Here is a 19334-nt window from a genome sequence, read left to right as displayed (position 1 = left end):
TTAAGTCTTTAACTTTACATGCGCCATGTATATAGTTGATTTCAATAGGGTTAAAATTAAATTTCTACTTTTGTTTTATTTTGATGAGCTAAATCACATTAATATAACATTTAATATGTAAATTTAATAAGAAATTATTTCGATTAAGGAAGGCCGATAATGTCTACCCTGATATTAAAAGGTGTTACAAAGCAATTTGGCGATTTTTATGCCGCCCGCGATATCAGTCTTACCGCTGAAGAGGGGGAATTTGTCACTTTGCTCGGGCCGAGTGGTTGTGGAAAAACCACTTTGTTAAAAATGATAAGTGGCTTTCACCAACCAGATAGTGGAGAGATCATTTTAAATGGCAAGCCTATAACAAACCTTCCACCAGAAAAAAGAAACACGGCCATGTGTTTTCAATCTTATGCTTTGTTTCCGCATCTCAACGTTTCACACAATATCTGTTTTGGCTTGAAGCAAAAAAAAGTCTCCATTAGCAACCAACAAGAAAGATTAGAAGAATCCCTAAAACAAGTCGGTTTAGTAGAGCAGCGTTTGAAGATGCCATCACAACTATCAGGAGGACAGCAACAGCGTGTAGCTTTGGCTAGAGCGATGATCACTAGGCCGGATTTAGTTTTGTTTGACGAACCACTATCTAACTTAGATGCGAAATTACGCGAAAGTGTGAGGTTTGAAATTAAAGAGCTACAACGCCTCTACCAACTAACTTCGATTTATGTCACGCACGATCAGGCTGAGGCCTTGTCTATATCAGATAAAATCGTTGTGCTAAATGGAGGGAGTATTGCGCAAGTGGGCTCGCCAGAGGACGTTTATTACCGCCCAAACAGCCGCTTTGTTGCGGATTTTATTGGTGCAGCGAATATTGATGAGGCACATGTTGAACCCGCTGAGCAGCCAGAATACTACCGTATCGCCTGTAAGCTTGGTAACTTCTATGTTAAATCCGCAAATCCTCCCTCAGCAAAACATTGCTATATTTGTTGGCGTCCTGAGGATGTGAAATTTGTTCAAGCCCCATCTTCTATCCAAAATAGATTTTCTTTGGTCATAGAAAAAATGGCATTCATGGGCAATCTCACTGAAGCGTGGGGTTCCAACGATAATAAATCACTCTCAGTTCGTTTGCAGCTTGTGAAGAAACCGCCTATTGCTATCGGAGAGCGTGCCGAATTTTACTTGCCTGAGGATGCAATTCACTTTTTAGAGCCGGTTACGGAGGGGAAGAGATGAATTGGAAAAATGAGGTAAAGGCATGGCTATTAATGAGCACAGGGCTTGGAACGATCCTTCTTCTGATGGGATCAACTTTTTATGTCGTTATTACCCAAAGCTTCGGTTTATTTAACATGACGGGGGAAAGTGAATTTTCACTAGCGTTTTGGGCAAACATCATAGGTGACTCCGTCTTACTTAGTGCGTTGTATTACACCGTAAAAGTTTCGGTGCTTGGTGCGTTTGGTGCAGTTCTGCTTTCATATCCTATCGCACTCTGGCTAAGACAACCCATGTACGGAAAAGAGGTTGTGATCGGAGTGCTTCGAGCACCCATGTTCATTCCAGGTTTAGTGGCTGCATTTTTGTTTGTAAATATCATCGCCTATCATGGAGTGATAAACAGTTTACTTCAACTATTGGGAATAACAGACTCCCCATTGCGTATGCAAAATGATGATTTTGGATGGGGGGTTATCATTCTTCAAATATGGAAAAACCTTCCTTTTGCATTGATTTTAGTTGGCGGTGCTGTCAATTCGATTAGAGATGAGATACTTGATGCGGCAAGTAATTTCGGTGCTAATAGATGGCGGAGATTCGTAGATGTCGTCTTCCCTCTAACACTCCCCGCGGTACAAGTTTCTCTAATACTTATCTTTATTGGTGCGGTAGGGGATTTTGCATTCTTCTCTGTGGCCGGTCCCCGTAACACTTACTCCCTTGCGCGCCTGATGCAAGCTACCGCAATGGAATACGGTGAATGGAATAACTCAGCCGTTATTGCCGTCATAATAATGTTAATTTCCGCGATTGGAACGCTGCTCATTGCGACTGTGTTAACCCCGTTGGCTACCAAGAAGGGGGAGGTTAAATGAACACCATAAAGACCAATAATGGACGGAAAGTTGTAAAAATTTCATTGATTTTTTTCATCTTCATTAATGTTGTTTGGTTAGGTTTGCCTTTTACTATGGCAATCTTGTGGTCCTTGGTTGACCCACAACACCCATGGAGTTATCCAGACCTTTTTCCTCAAAAATTATCTTTAGCGCGGTGGAAAATTGTTTGGGAACAAACATCGCTAGCAACCGCGCTTTTCAATAGTTATACCATCGCTCCTGCTGTTGCTATTTTGAGCTTATTGCTTGCGACACCTACAGCCTATGCTTTCGGAAGAATGACATTTAAAGGCAAAGCAGTTGCGGAAATGCTAACGCTCATTCCACTGGTTATGCCGGGCATGATTATCGGTATCTTCTTCAGTTCAATGTTAATAAGTTTAAATATCAGCAATACTTTTATGAGCATTGTAATTGGCCATACCGTTCTTACGCTCCCTTACTCAATTCGCATAATGTCAGCGGGGTTCAAGTCGATACCACAAGACATAATCGACGCGTCGCGTGACATGGGAGCTAGTTTTTGGGGGACGTTCTGCAATGCTTTTTTACCCATGCTAAAGCCAAGTCTACTGGCTTCATTAATATTTTGTCTGGTTCGAAGTTTAGAAGAGTTTAGTATTTCATTTGTACTGGGCTCGCCAGATTTTATCACTGTTCCCACGATACTGTATTCATTCTTAGGGTATTCCTTTGTACGTCCAGATGCCGCTGTTGTTTCAATGATCTTGGTGATACCCAACGTTATATTGATGATAATTATTGAGCGCCTGTTAAAAGGCAATTATTTGTCTCAATCCACAGGAAAAGCATAACATTCACTAGAGGTAGTCAAATTATGAAAAAAATATCATTGGCGCTCTTACTGGGAGTCGCAGTTATATCAACCTCTTACGCTCAAGATGTAGATAAAAATTCCTTTCCTAACTGGGATGAGGTGATAAAGCAAGCAAAACAAGAAGGAGAGGTTACATTTAACATTTGGTACTTGCAGCCGCAGTGGCGTAATTTTGTGAAGGGATTCGAAGATGAATATGGAATAAAAGTACAAATCTCAGAAGGAACCATTGATGGAAATATGAATAAACTTTTAGCCGAATCAAAAAAACAGAGTGGTAAAATTGATGTAATGGCCTTATCCATTGCTCAACTGCCTATTACTTTAAAAGCTAATGCAATCAGTAAAGTTGACTGGCTCCCAGGCTATGAGAATGGAGTTCATACAATACAAAACATCGATACACAGGGGTATGCCGTCGCTTTTTGGGGAAATCAAACTGGATTCGCCTATGACCCCAAACAATTTGGCGATCAAGCTCTTCCTCAAACGCTCGATGACCTTCAGGCGTTTATCGATGCAAATCCCAATCGTTTTGGATATAACGATCCCAATAACGGAGGCGCTGGTGAAGCCTTCATTCAGCGTATTGTCACACTCAAAAGCGGTGAGTTTGATAGCAGTGCAACGAAGATTGATCCAAAGGTGATTAAAGGTTGGTCTTCTGGCTGGGCGTGGTTTACTAAAAACAAATCTAGTATTACGCAAACCGCGTCTGGCGCCGATAGTCTCACACGTTTAAATGATGGAGAGTTGATGTTGGTTCCAGCTTGGGAAGATCATATGCTAGGCTTGCAACACAATGGAGCAATAACTTCAAGATTAAAATTTTATGTCCCCAAATTTGGTATGCCAGGGGGAGGGAATGTTGTAACCATCGCTGCAAATAGTCAACACCCAAATGCCTCCGCTGTTTTTATTAACTGGTTGATTCAACCTAAAACTCAGCAAGCGCTGAAAGAGACCTTTGGCACTTCCCCCATGACTAAAATGGCTACTGCTAATCAGGTGTCAGACGTGAAATTCTATGGGAAAGACTATAGTATGCTATTCCGCAAGGAGTTCGTGCGAAATGTGACAATGAAGTAAAGTTATTTATGAGACCTACGTGGCTCCCGGTGCATTTTATATTAATGACATACAACAAGCAGGATTGTCGGGTGACTATGATGTGACTATCACCGAAGCGGATGGTAGCGAACGTCAATTTGTAGTGCCTTATTCCTCATTGCCAGTGATGCTACGGCCAGGGGGCTGGAAATATGAACTCGCCTCCGGCCGTTATGATGGGAATTTGACTACAGACTCTCGCCGTTCAGATTTTGTATTAGGCACCGCGGTATACGGTTTACACAATAATGTCACTTTGTACGGTGGAACGTTATTGGCGAAAGATTATCAATCCTTGAGTTTGGGAAGTGGATTCTCTTTAGGGAACTTCGGGGCGCTGTCAACGGATGTGACCCATTCATCAGCCAAATTTAGTGGTGCAGCGCAGCAAGGCAGTGATCGTCAAACTGGTCAATCTTACCGTATTCGTTATTCAAAAAGTTTGATGTCGACGGGCACATCGGTCGATCTTACCGCATTGCGTTACTCTTAACTTATCCCAGAGCGGACATTACAACTTTGCTATTACAATTTAGGTTCGCATAATGTGTATTATGTTAAATAGAGTATGGGGAGCTAATAACTTTATAAATAGCCTCATTATCACTATCATTACCTCCTGATTTACTATGCGAAATAGCTACTGGTAGTTTAACCAGTGCTCCTAGTATTAGTGTATGCTTATATATATTTTTACTACCCTACCACGTAAATACGTTTGCCGGTAATATTGTTATTGGTGGTGGCGGAATTCATTGCGTAACCATGCAACAACCCGATTTCACAGCATTTATTACGAATAAACAAAGATATGACACAATTTAATACAAAAAGAGCCTCATTAGATACGTTATCTCCCGAAGATATCTGTGCTGTAATGAAATTTGAAGATGGTGACCCGAATGAAAACCCATGGGTTTTAGGAAAACCACCTACACTTAAAATTGAGATCCGTGACTATGATCCTATTTGGGCAACACTTTTTATACAAGAAAAAGCACGTATCCAAGCCGCACTAGGCGAAGCAGCACTACATATTGACCATATTGGCTCAACTGCGGTTCCAAATCTAGCAGCTAAACCTATTATTGATATTGACCTAATCGTTGAGGATCCTACTGCTGAGAACCGTTATATCCCTCAACTAACTGCCTTGGGGTATGTTCATACAATTCGCGAACCATCTTGGTATGAACACCGAATGCTATACCTTGATAAACCACAGGTTAATTTACATGTATTTGCACCTGGCTGCCCTGAACATTTACGTCATCAGTTATTCCGTGATTGGCTAATGACCCACCCTGACGATCTTGCTACCTATGCCGTCAGCAAAATGAAAGCAAAAGAAGGTGTTAATACAATGATGGATTACAATCAAAAGAAAAATGATACTATTCAAAAGATTTATGCAAAGCTATTTGCCCATTTACAAAAAAATAGCTAAAAAGCGGAATGCATGCATAGAGTTATTCATCAATTTGATAAGCAAGATATAGGTCAATCGTCAGCTATTTTAGCGGATTTATCACATAAAGAATGGTTCCTATTATTAGACATTAGCATTACGCTTCTACAATAATCTGCAACTACTCAGTTGATGCATAAATCCTTTGTCAAAAGGATCACCTTCAGACACTGATGCAATACCATATTTCTTTGTGAAATCTTCCTGCACATTTCCGTCTTTATAACGAAGTTCGACTTCTGAATACAGTACACGGCCATCCGGTGTAACTGGCGGCTCAGTGATCGACATTTTATGAGAAACGTAATCACCTGATGTCATACCATGAATTGTCATAACACCATCTTTAACCGTAATGGTAGTTTTCACCATTACGGACGGAAAAATGTGTTTATTTTTCTGTTCAATTGCAATGTGATTAAATGACTGGCTTATTCTACATATGTAAACCCCATCAAACTGACGGATTTTTTGAGACTGTTCTGGCAAATTACCCGGTTTGCATCCTGCTATAGACAGACATGAAAATACAAAAATTACAATATCCCCTGTTCTGTTCAGGCTCATCTTTCCTGTTCTCTTAAAATCGGTTTAGTGGCTCAATACATCCATTATTTTGAAAACTCCATATCAAATAAATAAACGCCATTCTTCCACTAGACGCACTTCGCCTAAGGGCTGGCCATAGTAAAAATGCTCAGCCTGATCTTTACGAAGCGCTCGCATCACTTTAGTCCCTTTAAAGGATTACTCAGTAATATGCATATCTTCAAGAAAAGTGATTATTGGACTGAACATAAATATTCAGAGCCGTTGCTTTCAACTCCATAGCCGAGTGAGTAATATAATTTAAGGTTGTTAGGAATGTTTTATTGTAAAAATATAGCCCTTCTGTGCTTAAACAAGTCGCGAGCTTTAAAATTAGCTGAATGGGAGGTATTTTATAATTATCATCGCCCCACTCAGCTCATGCTGGTAAAACACGGTATGAAGTGTTAAAAAATAAGCTTGGTTTTTAAGGCTAAGTGTCAGCCGAGGTTCTGAGTGACACACAATCGGATGTTACGAAAATCCTGTACATCGGCTATACCGAGTAAATAAACTTTAGGGTTAGTCATAGTATTAACTTAACGTCCTGATTATTGATGAACTATAATTAATTTTAAAATCAACTTACGATAAGCTTAACGCATAATAACCGAAAGTTCTACGGAACCACGTGCTAAACCGGTTACCCCTGCCCCCTTTGAATATAACTCATATTCAAGAGTTTTCGTTATATTGACATTGTTTTCATTTGCTTTAATACGACCAAGCTCGACTATAGTCTGGTCTAAACGTATTGGTAATTTAGCCCCATTGTGGTGCACAAATAATTTTACATACGCAGCAGCTTGATTACTTGCGTTATTTAAATTGACATCAAAAGCATTACCAGAATAGAACTCTGGTTTAACGTTAGCTGAAATTCCGATATATGCGTCAACTTGATCCTTAAATTGGCTACAATTTATCGTCATAGGGCGTTGAACGGAAGCTAATAAAGTACCGTTGGCTGCACTAGAATCGTTAATACCAAAATTAATTTTATTCGGAGTCTGCAAGCTGCATGTTAGTCCAGAAACAGTGATATTTATCGCTTCTGTTTTGGATACTAGCATCTTCCAATTCCCTTCATAAAGGGTACGCCAGTCTTTAACAGAGGTACCTATATCGTGTTTTAAGTGATATGTGCCACCTTTTTGATTCCCAGTGCCATATATTAGCAAACGACCCGTTGTATATACATTATGTTGTATACTAATTTCAGGCGTTGTTTGATAAGGTTCAAAAATACAGTTTCGAGAATGTGGAAATTGATTCGTACCAGAACCCCAACCATTGAAATGCCCTGTTACAGTATCGATCTCTCGGTAAGGCCAGTCAATTCTTGTTCGTCTATCCGTAAAAGTAAACTCAGGCACTAGCATTAGGTCATTACTGATTGGCATTCCATATATACCATCAATTTCCATCAGACTATTCAGATGACATTGGTTGTATGAGCCATTGTAATAGTTGGTTAATGAAACATACGGAACTATTTCACCGATATTATCAGTTGTATTAACTCTTGAATGTGATGAAGAGTAATTACCAAATACTCCAACTAAACCACGACCATTAAATACCTTAACGTCCGCAGCTAATGTTGGCAGAGTTATGCTTGTCAAAATGATTGCTAATAAAATCTTTTTCATCATATTACCCTAATGTCATAGAAACCGCTATGATCAACTCCTAAGATTATTATCATATCTTTACGCCCTCAATAATCTCTATGTATACTTTTAAAATAAATTGAATCCCATTTTCCAAGTAATCAATTATATAAGATTGATTACTACTGTATTGATATACGTTTAACCACAATGCTACATTATCTTTCAAACGATAATCCGTATGGTTAAATTATGAAAAACTATCGTCGTCTTTTTGTAGATTATCTCAATGCGGCAAAGTCAATATATGCATCTAAGTTACATATATTGACATAAATGGTTTAGCGGATAATTAATACCATCAAGGATTTTATCTCGATATTCAACACACTTTTCTTTAGGATTAATCACAGTATTAAATTTACCGTCATAATTATTGATGAACCGCGAATTCAGATAATAAGTGCAACGCTCGGTCATGTTAGATGGAAGGACGGTTAGCTACTGATAAGCTATCCTGCTCTTCCGACCAAAGATGAGCGAGTAAGTATGAAGTATCAGCAACTAACCGAAGGACAACGATACCAGATATCGATACTGCGTGAGGATAATTTATCCTGCCATGAGATAGGTATCCGTATCGGTGTAAGCAAGTCCACGGTCTCCCGTGAACTGAGGCGTAACACTTCAGATACTGGTTATAACCCACAACAGGCACACCAGAAGTGCTGTGATAGGCGGCTGTCATCTGCCAAAAGGACAATTCCTCAGCAGACCATAGATTTCGTGATATTTGCTCTGGAGTGGAAGTGGAGTCCTGAGCAAATAAGTGCAATTGGCAGCATTATTGGTCTTAGCGTCAGCCATGAATGGATTTACCAGTATATCTATGCGGATAAGCGTAGCGGTGGCGAGTTGTACAGGCATCTTAGGCAGGGCAAACGGCGATATCGTAAGGGCTACGGGCAGAAACGAGGGCGCATCCCTGATGCGGTATCCATTGAGCTACGGCCGTCAGTCGTCGATGACCGTAGCCGTCTGGGGGACTGGGAGGCCGATTTGGTGCAGGGTAAACAGGGCACTGGTGCTATCGTGACACTGGCAGAACGCAAAAGCCGTATTTACCTGACAAAAAAGGTGTTTTCAAAGGATGCGGTGGAAGTCAGTAAGGCCATTATCTCACTGCTGAGTGAGTATCAGGATGTATGTCACACAATAACGTTCGATAACGGTCTAGAGTTTAGTGAGCACAAGGCGATAGCAGAAGCACTGAACGCAGATACGTACTTTGCCCATCCGTATGCCTCGCATGAGCGTGGGCTGAACGAGAATACGAATGGGTTGTTAAGACAGTTTATCCCGAAAGGAACAGACCTGCGGACAGTGACAGAAGAAGACTTACAACGCTATCAGGGAGCGTTGAACAGCAGGCCACGCAAGTGTCTGGGGTTCAGACAACCTTCGGTGGTGTTTGCGGAGCTAAGAAAGGCGGCTTAGCGTTGCACTTCGGACTTGAATCCGCCAACTATAATTAATTTTAAAATTAACTTACGATAAGCTTAACGCATAATAACCGAAAGTTCTACGGAACCACGTGCTAAACCGGTTATCCCTGCCCCCTTTGAATATAACTCATATTCAAGAGTTTTCGTTATATTGACATTGTTTTCATTTGCTTTAATACGACCAAGCTCGACCATAGTCTGGTCTAAACGTATCGGTAATTTAGCCCCATTGTGGTGAACAAATAATTTTACATACGCAGCAGCTCGATTACTTGAATTAATTAAATTAACGTCGTAATTATTCCCTGAATAGTACTCGGGTTTAACGTTAGCAGATATTCCAATATATGCATCAACTTGATCCTTAAATTGGCTACAACTTATGGCTATCGGACGTTGAACAGATGCTAATAGAGTACCTGCTGCTGCATTCGAATCTTGAATACCAAAATTAATTTTATTCGGGGTCTGCAAGCTGCATGTTAGCCCAGAAACAGTGACATTGATGGGATCCGCTTTATCTACTAATTTTACCCATGACCCTTCATTAAGATTACGCCAGTCTTTGATCGAGGTGCCTATATTATCTTTTAAATAATACGTACCACTTTTTTGATTCCCAGTACCATATACTAGCAAGCGACCTGTTAGGAAAACCTCATGTTCGATAATAGTTTCTGGCGTTGTTTGATAAGGTTCAAAAATACAATTCCGGTACCATGGAAATTGATTTGTACCTGAACCCCAGCCATTGAAATGCCCTGTTACTATATCGAATGGGGCAGGCCGAGGATAAATTAATCCCTTTCTTCGCTCATCTGTAAAAGTAAACTCAGGCACTAGCATTAGATCATTACTAATTTTCGGTAAATTCATTGAGCTAGAGGTTTCAGTAATACGAACATCTCGCTGTTGTCCCGGTTTCAAATAGAGCATAGGAGGAAGGGCGGATTCAAGTCCGAAGTGCAACGCTAAGCCGCCTTTCTTAGCTCCGCAAACACCACCGAAGGTTGTCTGAACCCCAGACACTTGCGTGGCCTGCTGTTCAACGCTCCCTGATAGCGTTGTAAGTCTTCTTCTGTCACTGTCCGCAGGTCTGTTCCTTTCGGGATAAACTGTCTTAACAACCCATTCGTATTCTCGTTCAGCCCACGCTCATGCGAGGCATACGGATGGGCAAAGTACGTATCTGCGTTCAGTGCTTCTGCTATCGCCTTGTGCTCACTAAACTCTAGACCGTTATCGAACGTTATTGTGTGACATACATCCTGATACTCACTCAGCAGTGAGATAATGGCCTTACTGACTTCCACCGCATCCTTTGAAAACACCTTTTTTGTCAGGTAAATACGGCTTTTGCGTTCTGCCAGTGTCACGATAGCACCAGTGCCCTGTTTACCCTGCACCAAATCGGCCTCCCAGTCCCCCAGACGGCTACGGTCATCGACGACTGACGGCCGTAGCTCAATGGATACCGCATCAGGGATGCGCCCTCGTTTCTGCCCGTAGCCCTTACGATATCGCCGTTTGCCCTGCCTAAGATGCCTGTACAACTCGCCACCGCTACGCTTATCCGCATAGATATACTGGTAAATCCATTCATGGCTGACGCTAAGACCAATAATGCTGCCAATTGCACTTATTTGCTCAGGACTCCACTTCCACTCCAGAGCAAATATCACGAAATCTATGGTCTGCTGAGGAATTGTCCTTTTGGCAGATGACAGCCGCCTATCACAGCACTTCTGGTGTGCCTGTTGTGGGTTATAACCAGTATCTGAAGTGTTACGCCTCAGTTCACGGGAGACCGTGGACTTGCTTACACCGATACGGATACCTATCTCATGGCAGGATAAATTATCCTCACGCAGTATCGATATCTGGTATCGTTGTCCTTCGGTTAGTTGCTGATACTTCATACTTACTCGCTCATCTTTGGTCGGAAGAGCAGGATAGCTTATCAGTAGCTAACCGTCCTTCCATCTAACATGACCGAGCGTTGCACTTATTATCTGAATTCGCGCCTAAAGAAACACTCTTAAATACAGTTGAGTTATTGCGTTTTTCGAAAAAATATGATCAACGTTTAAATGAGTTTTTAGCTTCACACAATGCGTTATCTTCTAAGGTCATCCCTATCAAGAATATTTCTTTATGTAGGAAAATTTTAAAAAGTGAGCTATAAAATTCATTATATTATAAATTATGTAGTATGGTTTGCTTGATTAACTGAGTTTAGCTTAAATTAAAAGCCAAACCTGCCAATTTTTTATCGAAATTGTTGGTTTCAATATATTGATATGTAATACCATCGTATCAGTTAAAAATGTTCTCTTTTTTAAAGAAGCATATGAAATCTACTTTATCTGGAAGCTCTGTAGCGCCTATCCTTGTTTGTTGTTACGAGTTGTGTTTATGGTTAATTGGCTGACTTAAGGTAACTTGATTTATATTACTGTGCGTTTATTTGTTTAAGTTTAGCTTCAACAAATTGCCGTAAACGACTATTTGCTTTTGTAGCAATGTCACCTCTTTTTCTGCATCAGATTTATTATTTTTATTGCTACAGTGCCAATATGCACTCTAAAGCTGTTTTGACTGTATTCTTTTTAGTCCGGAAACTAATCTCATACCATTGGGATTTACTGGGAGATGTAAATTCATTAATGACCATTTTTTCAGTTTTTATGGCACATAATGCCCATATAGTTTGTAGTAGAGACCAGAGAATTGCGAAGCTAGCGAGAACCGATACAAGCTGAATATAAATGTTATCGACAACTAATGTTTGTTTAAAAATCAGCCCAATAAAGAAAATTTGAATAAATAGCTTAATAGATAATGCTTTGAAAATAAAACTAACTCCCTGATTTTTAATCGCAAAATAGGGATTTTTCAAGTGTTGACGTTGCTCTTGAACTGGGATCCCTCTTATATAAACCATCCATGTTGACGTCTCACTATTTCTAAGGATAAGGCCTTTTTCTTTTAATCCGTGAATTTTAATAGAGAGCAATACAGCCCAAATTAACCCTAAGAATATTAGGTATAAAATAAAGCCAGTCACGTTATAAAAAGAAATGACTAACGCAATAATAATCAACAAAGTTAATTTACTTGAGTACAGCCAAAATGGTGCAACTTGATAGTTCATTTGATGTCATCCTAATGTCGAATTACTTTCTTGGCCTGATTTTTTATTCATCACTCGTTATAACTGAGAATATTCATTAATGCATCACTTTATGAATATTTTTATGTTGTTAGCACAAGCATTGTGCGGATGCGCTCTATTTTCTCTATCATGACAAGAAGATTTTTGTAGGTTAGAGTTACAAGCGCTAGAATAGTCACATAATATGAAGCAATAATAAAATGACAGGGGAAAATATGATCATATTAGTCACAGGAGCAACTTCAGGTTTTGGCGAAGCAATTACGCGTCGCTTTATTCAGCAAGGAGCAACCGTTATTGGAACGGGTCGTCGTACAGAGCGACTAACAGCACTACAAAAAGAATTAGGCTCGCACTTTCACCCTATTACTCTTGATGTAAGAGACCGGAAAGCAATTCAAAATGCCATTGCAGGATTACCAACAGCACTAAAAAATATTGATGTTTTAGTGAATAATGCGGGCTTAGCGCTAGGTATAGAACCCGCATTCGAGGCTAACCCTGACGATTGGGCAACAATGATTGATACGAATACGAAAGGTTTAGTCAATATGACCTACGAAGTATTGCAAACTATGGTTGCCAATAATCATGGCCATATTATTAATATCGGCTCAACAGCGGCTAACTGGCCATATAAAGGTGGTAATGTTTATGGCGCCACTAAGGCGTTTGTTAAGCAATTCTCATTAGGACTACGGGCTGACCTCCAAGGCAAAAAAGTCCGAGTAACTGATATCGAACCTGGATTAGTTGGCGGAACAGAATTCTCTAATGTTCGTCTTAAAGGTGATGATGATAAAGCAGCGAATATCTATAAAGGCGCGGATGCACTTACACCTGAAGATATTGCTGAAACGGTTTACTGGGTAGCGACATTGCCTGCTCGTATGAACGTCAATACACTTGAATTGATGCCGGTTTGTCAAACCTTTGCTGGTTTAACTGTTTATAAAGAGGCGTGATTTTTCGTACTTTTCTAAAGGAATTTGCGCTATATTTGTGTTTATATTGTCGAATAGAACTAACTTTGTAAGGAATTATAATGAGCTCATCACTAAAGTTTGTTAAGCAAGGTCTAGCGGCGGTAGTGTTTTGCCTTCCTTTGTTGGGGCTTTCTTCAGCAGCGCATGCAGGGAATGTTAACTGCTCAGCAGGAAGCACTTGTGTTACATCGGGAAATGTTGATAGTGTTTTGACAAAAGAGCAGGCACGCCAAGAAAAGGAACAGTGGGATCAAACACGGAGTTTACGTACAAAAGTAAATTCCCGTACTGAAAAAGAGTTTGATAAGGTTGACGCTGCATTTGATGCAAAAGATGCCTGCGAGAAAAGTCTTAATTTAAATGCTTATTGGGAGCCGAATACACAACGCTGCCTAGATGTAAATACAGGACGCCCATTAGCTCGCCCATAACTCATTAAACCCATTAAGGAGTTATTATGAAGAAAAGACTTATATTTCCAGCGCTATGCTTACTCGTTGCTCCAGTGTTAGCACAAGCATCATGTGAAAGTGTTATTGAAGAAATTAAGCAGAAAATTATTAACAATGGCGTTCCTGCCGATAATTTTAGCTTAGTTGCTGTTCCAAATGATGAGGCTGAACAAGCGCAAGGGCAAGTTGTTGGCCATTGCCAAAATGAAACATATAAGATCATTTATACTCGTCATTGATCAATAAAACTCAGGGCGCTATTATCAGCGCCCTTTTCAATCATCCTCGATAAGCTACGCATATTCGCACATAAATGCTTTGATCTTATCTTGATCTAAATAGTGACATAGCGTTTTTTCTTCCGGTCGTAATAAATACGGAATTTCGCCTAACAACGGTGCCTTTAAGTGTTTTTGTAAGCGATTAATGATCTGGGCATAATGTGCCAACCCTGGATTGATACGGTTTGCTATCCAACCGATAAGCGGCAAACCATCGGCACGTATTGCATCTGCAGTCAGTAATGTATGGTTTACACAGCCATGCTGGATGCCAACGACAAGTATAACGCCGACTTTTTGTCCTTTTAGCCAATCAGTATAAAATGTGTTGTCATCCAATAAATAGCGCCATCCCCCATTACCTTCGATAACAACGGTGTCGCATTGACTATTTAAGTTTTCTAGTCCTTGTTTAATCTTATTGAAATCAATACAGTTTTCTTGGCTGTAATTATCTTTGATTTTAATTGGATTAACATCATCGTAGGATACAAGTTGTTGTGACGCCCCATGTATTAACAAAGCATCTTTATTCCGCATACCTTCCGGTGTATCAATACACTTATCAGCGATAGGCTTATAGCCTACAGCTTTAATTCCTTGGCCATTAAGAGCCTGCAGTATTGCTAACGTGGAGACTGTCTTCCCGACATCCGTATCTGTCCCGGTAACAAATAGATTCATCATAGTTATTTTCTATCCTGAAGTGACAGACGACTGCATACATGTTGCAGTGAAAAATGATATGGAATCAGTTTATGGGAATGGGTAACTCTTAAGTTTGCGTTAGCTCAATTTTCTGTTTAATAGCAAAAATTTTATTAACTACTGTTAACCTTGCAGTAACTGAAGTAATAAAGAACCATCATATAATGCTTGTTGAACTAATGCAGTTTCACTCTCTTTTTTAGTAACTTCAGATTGTTCAATGCGTAATTCACCACGATATAGAGGAATAGACTGCGAATGGCAATATTGATGTAAAAGTGAATAAAATACAGAGGAAATCCGATTTAGCGGAGAATTGATTAAAATTAATTCGGTGCCGAAGATATTAATGAGTTGACCGAGCTGTTTGGCAAGTATTTGCGCTATATCATTGAGTACATGTAAACAGAGTGGATCTTGGTCTTCCACAGCTAAACAAAAACTATCGATAGTCATGTCATGATTGAAAAATGAGGATGATGGGTATAAATGTTGTAATTCCACGGCATGTTTTAAGATAGCCGGAATAGCGATTGCCCCTTCTAAGCAACCAATACCACCACAATAACAAGTTTCCCCCGTGTTTTGTGTTTGTACATGCCCAAAATGTATCGCTCGTCGCGTATGACTATCTAATGCAATGCCGTTATTGATAATTGCAGCGCTAACAACACAATCAATTTGTAAATAAATGATGTTTTTTGCTGTTCTTTTTTCGTACAAAGAAAAATAATCGGCTAGTGCTAACGCATTAACATAAGGCTGTATATAAGTCGGTAGCCCAGTTTGTTCCGTTAAAAAATGACCAAGTGGTAAATTATCAATGTCGTAATAAGGCAAAGCATAAATTACACCAGAGAAAGGCTCCACCAAACCATCTAAAACAATACTAATGGCCGTAACACGCTCTAAATGGCGTGAATATGTCGCAAAAAAATGGCTAATTAATGATGAGAGCGTATTGGAAAATTGCTCATTACCTTTAACGTCAAATGGATAGTCTTGTTCTACGATAGTTTGTGTATTGATCTCTTTTAATGAAAGGCTAATAGAGTTACAGGCAAGGCGGATAGATAAAAACTGCCACCCTTCACTTTCAATGACTAATCCAATCGCGGGCCTACCTCGCAAGCCGAGAACGGGAAACTCAATTTCTTTAACTAAATGGGCATCAATGAGCTCGCGCGTAATTTTTGTGATACTTGCGGGTGCCAATTGTGATTGTTTAGATAATGCAATCCGAGAAATTGGCCCATATTGATCAATCACACGGTAGACAATACCTGTGTTTAGTTGTTTGATTTGATCAATATGACCCGTTTGGTTTTCCATAATTCAGTGTTAAATCCCGTTATAAAGCAGTCAGTTATTATGCGTAATATAGAATGCAATTACTCCGATATACATGTTATTTGTGATTTGAATCACGTTATTTAGCCAACAATATTTTCAATCAGTAATTCCGTTAATTTTTTTGCAGCAGCAGGCAATGCTCTACGCGTATTGTAGACTAACCAGACTTCCGATGCGGCTTCAATATTTGAAAATCTGATGTATTTTACACCGTCAATTTTCATACGGGTAAAAGATTCTGTGATAATCGAAATTCCCATACCTGCAGAGACTAAACCTAATATTGTCATTGCTTCCCCTGCCTCTTGAGATATTTTGGGCGTCACGCCAGCGGAAGTAAGCAGATTATGGATCTCATCATAGAGAGCTGTACCTACCTCTCGTTCGAAAAATACTAATGGATACTCCGCCAATAGATGAATGTCGACACCTGTTTTTTCATATTTTAATAAGGGATGGCCTTCATACACAGCAACCATAAACGGCTCTTTAAATAGAAGTTGGTAGTTTAGCTGCTCAGGGAGTTCGGTATTACGCATGATCCCAATATCAATACGCCCTGTAAGTAAGGGGGCAAGTTGCTGTTTTGTATTCATCTGATGCATATGGATAGCCACTTCGGGATATGATTCACGATATTGACGTAAACTCATGGTCACTTTATTCATAAACGGCGTCGTTGATGTAAAACCAATAGAAAGTTCCCCTAATTCCCCTTTTTCCATCCGTGCTGCTTTTGTAGCCGCTGCATCGACCTGGGCTAAAATTTGATAAGCCTCTTTGAGAAACATATTACCAGCAGGGGTTAATGAAACATTTCTATTGTTTCGTTCAAGTAATTTTGCGTTTATCTGTTCTTCAAGTGATTGAATTTGCTGACTCAATGGTGGCTGAGAAATGTGCAATCGATCCGCAGCTCGCCCAAAATGTAACTCTTCTGCAACAGCAATAAAATACCGTAAGTGTCTTAATTCAATAGCCATTTTTTCTTTGATATGTTTAAAGTATTATTGGTAATAATTAATATATTAGACAAAATAGTCTGAGATTTCTATTCTTTGATCGAAATCAATTGGGTTGTTATGGCAAGGAATTCTTTATGGAAAATTCATCAAATAGTCTTACGACTGAAAATACGGCTAACGGAACGCTAGATAACTCAAGCCCCCATAACTTACCGAAGAAACATTATATTCAACGTGATGATGCGTTGTATTTACGCGTCACTCTTTCTTTTTTCACTGTCGGTTTAGCAACGTTTGCGTTGCTCTATTTTGTACAGCCTATTTTGCCAATGTTGTCAGAGGATTTTAATGTTTCTCCCGCAACGGCTAGTCTTTCCTTATCATTAAGTACCGGCTTGATGGCGCTAGGGCTGCTTATTACGGGGCCAATATCAGATGCAATTGGGCGAAAAAATGTGATGGTAGTAGCGTTAACAAGCGCCGCACTATTTACTTTGTTGAGTGCTTTTATGCAAAGTTGGCAAGGTATTTTAATTGCAAGAGCACTTGTGGGTTTATCTCTAAGTGGCGTCGCAGCGGTTGCCATGACCTATCTCAGTGAAGAAATTCACCCGAGTTATGTCGCATTATCAATGGGCCTCTATATTAGTGGTAACTCTATCGGTGGAATGAGTGGCCGTCTTGTTACAGGGGTGATTGCTGATTTCTATTCATGGCGCGTTGCTGTAATACTATTAGGGGCACTCGCTTTAATTGCCGCGATCAGCTTTTGGCGCCTATTACCACCATCACAACATTTTCGAGCAAGCTCTTTAAAACCAAAAAATTTATGGGTCAATCTGCGTCTTCATTTTCGAGACAAAGGTCTACCATGGCTGTTTATTGAAGGCTTTGTTTTGATGGGCGGGTTTGTCACTATGTATAACTATATTGGTTATCGTTTACTGGAAGCCCCCTATCATTTCAGTCAGGCAACAGTAGGTATGCTATCAATAATTTATTTAACAGGAACTTATAGCGCATCTAAATCGGGAAGCTTAACTAACAAGTTTGGGTTAGGTAAAGTTTTAATCGCTGCTTTAGTTTTAATGTTAGCGGGTATATTGTTAACACTCTTTTCTAGTTTTTGGATCATTCTGTTTGGCATGACGGTGCTAACAACGGGCTTCTTTGCTGCCCACTCGGTCGCGAGTAGTTGGGTTGGTCATCGTGCTAAACGAGCAAGAGGTCAAGCATCTTCACTTTACCTATTCAGTTATTATGCAGGCTCAAGTATAGCAGGGACTGTAGGCGGGATCTTTTGGTTTCAGTTTGGTTGGTCTGGTGTAGCTTGGTTTATTGCAGGATTACTCATTATTGGTATGTTAATCGCTTACAAGTTGAAAGTTAGCTGTTAGGGTTTGGTAATACTTACCAAATGATGGAATTTATTTTGCACTTTTGTTTAAGTGAAAATGTTGTCCTCAACAATTATGAGGACAACAAATGAAAAAACGACTTTTATTACTTCCCTTCTTATTCTGCTTTTCTGCTATCACATTGGGACATGGTTATGTAGAAGAGCCTAAAAGCCGAGCCTTTTTGTGTAAAAAAAATCTAAATAGCAATTGTGGTGCAATACAATACGAGCCGCAATCGCTAGAAGGTCCTAAAGGTTTTCCCCTTTCAGGGCCACAAGATGGACAGATTGCAAGTGCAGGTATTCCCCGTTTTGCTGCTTTGGATGAACAGACGTCAGCTCGATGGGTAAAAAATATTATCACAGAGCCTCAGCAAACCTTTAAATGGTATTTAACAGCAAGGCATGCGACAGCTAATTGGCAATACTTTATTACTAAGCCTGACTGGAACCCCAACTTACCAATAACGCGTGAACAATTAATCTTAATACCCTTTTGTCAATATGCTACCCCTTCACGACCAGAAACCATTGTTGAGCACCAATGCGTATTGCCAAAAGAAAATCGTGGATACCAAATAGTACTTGCTGTATGGAGTATCGCTGACACTGAGAATGCTTTTTATCAGGTGATTGATCTCGATATCAAATAAAACATATGCAATAAAGGGGGGATGTCGCCTCTCCCTTTTCTTCCTAGTTAACTTATTTATTTGCACAATGCTTGATGTTTGTTATGATTAATTTAGATACAGTATGTTGTAACT

General features: G+C 39.8%; 19 protein-coding genes and 2 pseudogenes. 13 read left to right on the top strand and 8 right to left on the bottom strand.

Features of this window, described 5'->3' with window-relative positions; all coding sequences use genetic code 11:
* Positions 1-159 precede the first annotated feature (159 nt).
* The 6 genes and pseudogenes from M1E93_RS10025 (at position 160) to M1E93_RS10000 (ending at position 5521) form a co-directional block, all read left to right on the top strand.
* Positions 160-1242 (top strand): ABC transporter ATP-binding protein, encoded by a 1083-nt coding sequence (locus M1E93_RS10025; RefSeq protein WP_102780533.1) that lies wholly within the window; start codon positions 160-162, stop codon positions 1240-1242.
* Positions 1239-2102 carry an ABC transporter permease gene (locus M1E93_RS10020; RefSeq protein WP_004919984.1) on the top strand — a complete coding sequence of 288 codons (864 nt, stop codon included), beginning with the start codon at positions 1239-1241 and terminating at the stop codon, positions 2100-2102. The genes M1E93_RS10025 and M1E93_RS10020 overlap by 4 nt, the downstream gene beginning before the upstream one ends.
* Positions 2099-2941 carry an ABC transporter permease gene (locus M1E93_RS10015; RefSeq protein ID WP_014656019.1) on the top strand — a complete coding sequence of 281 codons (843 nt, stop codon included), beginning with the start codon at positions 2099-2101 and terminating at the stop codon, positions 2939-2941. The genes M1E93_RS10020 and M1E93_RS10015 overlap by 4 nt, the downstream gene beginning before the upstream one ends.
* A gap of 23 nt (positions 2942-2964) precedes the next feature.
* On the top strand, positions 2965-4053 hold the full coding sequence (locus tag M1E93_RS10010; RefSeq protein WP_014656018.1) for an extracellular solute-binding protein: 1089 nt from the start codon (positions 2965-2967) through the stop codon (positions 4051-4053).
* A 1-nt stretch (position 4054) separates the two neighbouring features.
* Positions 4055-4564: pseudogene (locus tag M1E93_RS10005) on the top strand (fimbria/pilus outer membrane usher protein); the annotation flags it as partial.
* A gap of 321 nt (positions 4565-4885) precedes the next feature.
* The gene (locus M1E93_RS10000) at positions 4886-5521 is read left to right on the top strand and encodes a GrpB family protein (protein WP_036940309.1); all 636 of its coding nucleotides are present in this window, start codon (positions 4886-4888) and stop codon (positions 5519-5521) included.
* 126 nt (positions 5522-5647) lie between these two features.
* Here M1E93_RS10000 and M1E93_RS09995 read toward each other — a convergent pair whose 3' ends face one another.
* On the bottom strand, positions 5648-6109 hold the full coding sequence (locus tag M1E93_RS09995) for a hypothetical protein (RefSeq protein ID WP_076913989.1): 462 nt from the start codon (positions 6107-6109) through the stop codon (positions 5648-5650).
* Positions 6110-6460: 351 nt separating this feature from the next.
* Between M1E93_RS09995 and M1E93_RS09990 the strand changes: the two are divergent.
* Positions 6461-6586: pseudogene (locus M1E93_RS09990) on the top strand (IS481 family transposase); the annotation flags it as partial.
* 140 nt (positions 6587-6726) lie between these two features.
* On the opposite strand, the gene M1E93_RS09985 reads toward M1E93_RS09990, so the two are convergent.
* The gene (locus tag M1E93_RS09985; RefSeq protein WP_104873495.1) at positions 6727-7782 is read right to left on the bottom strand and encodes a hypothetical protein; all 1056 of its coding nucleotides are present in this window, start codon (positions 7780-7782) and stop codon (positions 6727-6729) included.
* A gap of 510 nt (positions 7783-8292) precedes the next feature.
* Here M1E93_RS09985 and M1E93_RS09980 point away from each other — a divergent pair.
* Positions 8293-9240 (top strand): IS30 family transposase, encoded by a 948-nt coding sequence (locus tag M1E93_RS09980; RefSeq protein WP_140035165.1) that lies wholly within the window; start codon positions 8293-8295, stop codon positions 9238-9240.
* 62 nt (positions 9241-9302) lie between these two features.
* Here M1E93_RS09980 and M1E93_RS09975 read toward each other — a convergent pair whose 3' ends face one another.
* The 3 genes from M1E93_RS09975 to M1E93_RS09965 form a co-directional block, all read right to left on the bottom strand.
* Positions 9303-10277 (bottom strand): hypothetical protein, encoded by a 975-nt coding sequence (locus M1E93_RS09975; protein ID WP_426206851.1) that lies wholly within the window; start codon positions 10275-10277, stop codon positions 9303-9305.
* Positions 10220-11167 carry an IS30 family transposase gene (locus M1E93_RS09970; RefSeq protein WP_140035165.1) on the bottom strand — a complete coding sequence of 316 codons (948 nt, stop codon included), beginning with the start codon at positions 11165-11167 and terminating at the stop codon, positions 10220-10222. The genes M1E93_RS09975 and M1E93_RS09970 overlap by 58 nt, the downstream gene beginning before the upstream one ends.
* Before the next feature lie 644 nt (positions 11168-11811).
* Positions 11812-12402, bottom strand: a complete 591-nt coding sequence (locus tag M1E93_RS09965) for a hypothetical protein (RefSeq protein WP_014656027.1) — start codon at positions 12400-12402, stop codon at positions 11812-11814.
* Between the two features lie 236 nt (positions 12403-12638).
* On the opposite strand from M1E93_RS09965, the gene ydfG reads away from it, so the two are divergent.
* From ydfG to M1E93_RS09950, 3 genes are all read left to right on the top strand, one after another.
* Positions 12639-13388 carry a bifunctional NADP-dependent 3-hydroxy acid dehydrogenase/3-hydroxypropionate dehydrogenase YdfG gene (gene ydfG / locus M1E93_RS09960; protein ID WP_014656028.1) on the top strand — a complete coding sequence of 250 codons (750 nt, stop codon included), beginning with the start codon at positions 12639-12641 and terminating at the stop codon, positions 13386-13388.
* Positions 13389-13468: 80 nt separating this feature from the next.
* Positions 13469-13840, top strand: coding sequence for a DUF1283 family protein (locus M1E93_RS09955; protein ID WP_004920044.1), 372 nt, complete (start codon positions 13469-13471; stop codon positions 13838-13840).
* A gap of 26 nt (positions 13841-13866) precedes the next feature.
* Positions 13867-14100, top strand: coding sequence for a DUF1161 domain-containing protein (locus tag M1E93_RS09950; RefSeq protein WP_004920046.1), 234 nt, complete (start codon positions 13867-13869; stop codon positions 14098-14100).
* A gap of 54 nt (positions 14101-14154) precedes the next feature.
* Here M1E93_RS09950 and bioD read toward each other — a convergent pair whose 3' ends face one another.
* From bioD to M1E93_RS09935, 3 genes are all read right to left on the bottom strand, one after another.
* On the bottom strand, positions 14155-14829 hold the full coding sequence (gene bioD, locus M1E93_RS09945) for a dethiobiotin synthase (RefSeq protein WP_004920048.1): 675 nt from the start codon (positions 14827-14829) through the stop codon (positions 14155-14157).
* Positions 14830-14973: 144 nt separating this feature from the next.
* Positions 14974-16182, bottom strand: a complete 1209-nt coding sequence (locus M1E93_RS09940) for an ROK family protein (RefSeq protein ID WP_014656029.1) — start codon at positions 16180-16182, stop codon at positions 14974-14976.
* A 101-nt stretch (positions 16183-16283) separates the two neighbouring features.
* On the bottom strand, positions 16284-17186 hold the full coding sequence (locus M1E93_RS09935; RefSeq protein WP_036940318.1) for a LysR family transcriptional regulator: 903 nt from the start codon (positions 17184-17186) through the stop codon (positions 16284-16286).
* Positions 17187-17302: 116 nt separating this feature from the next.
* Between M1E93_RS09935 and M1E93_RS09930 the strand changes: the two genes are divergently transcribed.
* Together M1E93_RS09930 and M1E93_RS09925 are read left to right on the top strand one after the other, a co-directional pair.
* The gene (locus M1E93_RS09930) at positions 17303-18565 is read left to right on the top strand and encodes an MFS transporter (RefSeq protein WP_040133187.1); all 1263 of its coding nucleotides are present in this window, start codon (positions 17303-17305) and stop codon (positions 18563-18565) included.
* 88 nt (positions 18566-18653) lie between these two features.
* Positions 18654-19220, top strand: a complete 567-nt coding sequence (locus M1E93_RS09925) for a lytic polysaccharide monooxygenase (protein WP_104873500.1) — start codon at positions 18654-18656, stop codon at positions 19218-19220.
* The last annotated feature ends 114 nt before the right edge of the window (positions 19221-19334 follow it).

This window comes from Providencia sp. PROV272, from assembly GCF_049901975.1.
GTDB lineage: Bacteria > Pseudomonadota > Gammaproteobacteria > Enterobacterales > Enterobacteriaceae > Providencia > Providencia stuartii.
Note: the sequence above shows the minus strand (reverse complement) of the source record. Positions and strands in the feature narration are given on the sequence as shown.

Coding starts and splice junctions, on each gene's coding strand:
- M1E93_RS10010 (WP_014656018.1), top strand. CDS start 2,965: ATGAAAAAAATATCATTGGCGCTCTTACTGGGAGTCGCAGTTATATCA.
- M1E93_RS09985 (WP_104873495.1), bottom strand. CDS start 7,782: ATGAAAAAGATTTTATTAGCAATCATTTTGACAAGCATAACTCTGCCA.
- M1E93_RS09925 (WP_104873500.1), top strand. CDS start 18,654: ATGAAAAAACGACTTTTATTACTTCCCTTCTTATTCTGCTTTTCTGCT.
- M1E93_RS09940 (WP_014656029.1), bottom strand. CDS start 16,182: ATGGAAAACCAAACGGGTCATATTGATCAAATCAAACAACTAAACACA.
- M1E93_RS09965 (WP_014656027.1), bottom strand. CDS start 12,402: ATGAACTATCAAGTTGCACCATTTTGGCTGTACTCAAGTAAATTAACT.
- M1E93_RS10015 (WP_014656019.1), top strand. CDS start 2,099: ATGAACACCATAAAGACCAATAATGGACGGAAAGTTGTAAAAATTTCA.
- M1E93_RS09930 (WP_040133187.1), top strand. CDS start 17,303: ATGGAAAATTCATCAAATAGTCTTACGACTGAAAATACGGCTAACGGA.
- M1E93_RS09955 (WP_004920044.1), top strand. CDS start 13,469: ATGAGCTCATCACTAAAGTTTGTTAAGCAAGGTCTAGCGGCGGTAGTG.
- M1E93_RS09950 (WP_004920046.1), top strand. CDS start 13,867: ATGAAGAAAAGACTTATATTTCCAGCGCTATGCTTACTCGTTGCTCCA.
- M1E93_RS09980 (WP_140035165.1), top strand. CDS start 8,293: ATGAAGTATCAGCAACTAACCGAAGGACAACGATACCAGATATCGATA.
- M1E93_RS09995 (WP_076913989.1), bottom strand. CDS start 6,109: ATGAGCCTGAACAGAACAGGGGATATTGTAATTTTTGTATTTTCATGT.
- bioD (WP_004920048.1), bottom strand. CDS start 14,829: ATGATGAATCTATTTGTTACCGGGACAGATACGGATGTCGGGAAGACA.
- M1E93_RS09935 (WP_036940318.1), bottom strand. CDS start 17,186: ATGGCTATTGAATTAAGACACTTACGGTATTTTATTGCTGTTGCAGAA.
- M1E93_RS10020 (WP_004919984.1), top strand. CDS start 1,239: ATGAATTGGAAAAATGAGGTAAAGGCATGGCTATTAATGAGCACAGGG.
- M1E93_RS09970 (WP_140035165.1), bottom strand. CDS start 11,167: ATGAAGTATCAGCAACTAACCGAAGGACAACGATACCAGATATCGATA.
- ydfG (WP_014656028.1), top strand. CDS start 12,639: ATGATCATATTAGTCACAGGAGCAACTTCAGGTTTTGGCGAAGCAATT.
- M1E93_RS10000 (WP_036940309.1), top strand. CDS start 4,886: ATGACACAATTTAATACAAAAAGAGCCTCATTAGATACGTTATCTCCC.
- M1E93_RS10025 (WP_102780533.1), top strand. CDS start 160: ATGTCTACCCTGATATTAAAAGGTGTTACAAAGCAATTTGGCGATTTT.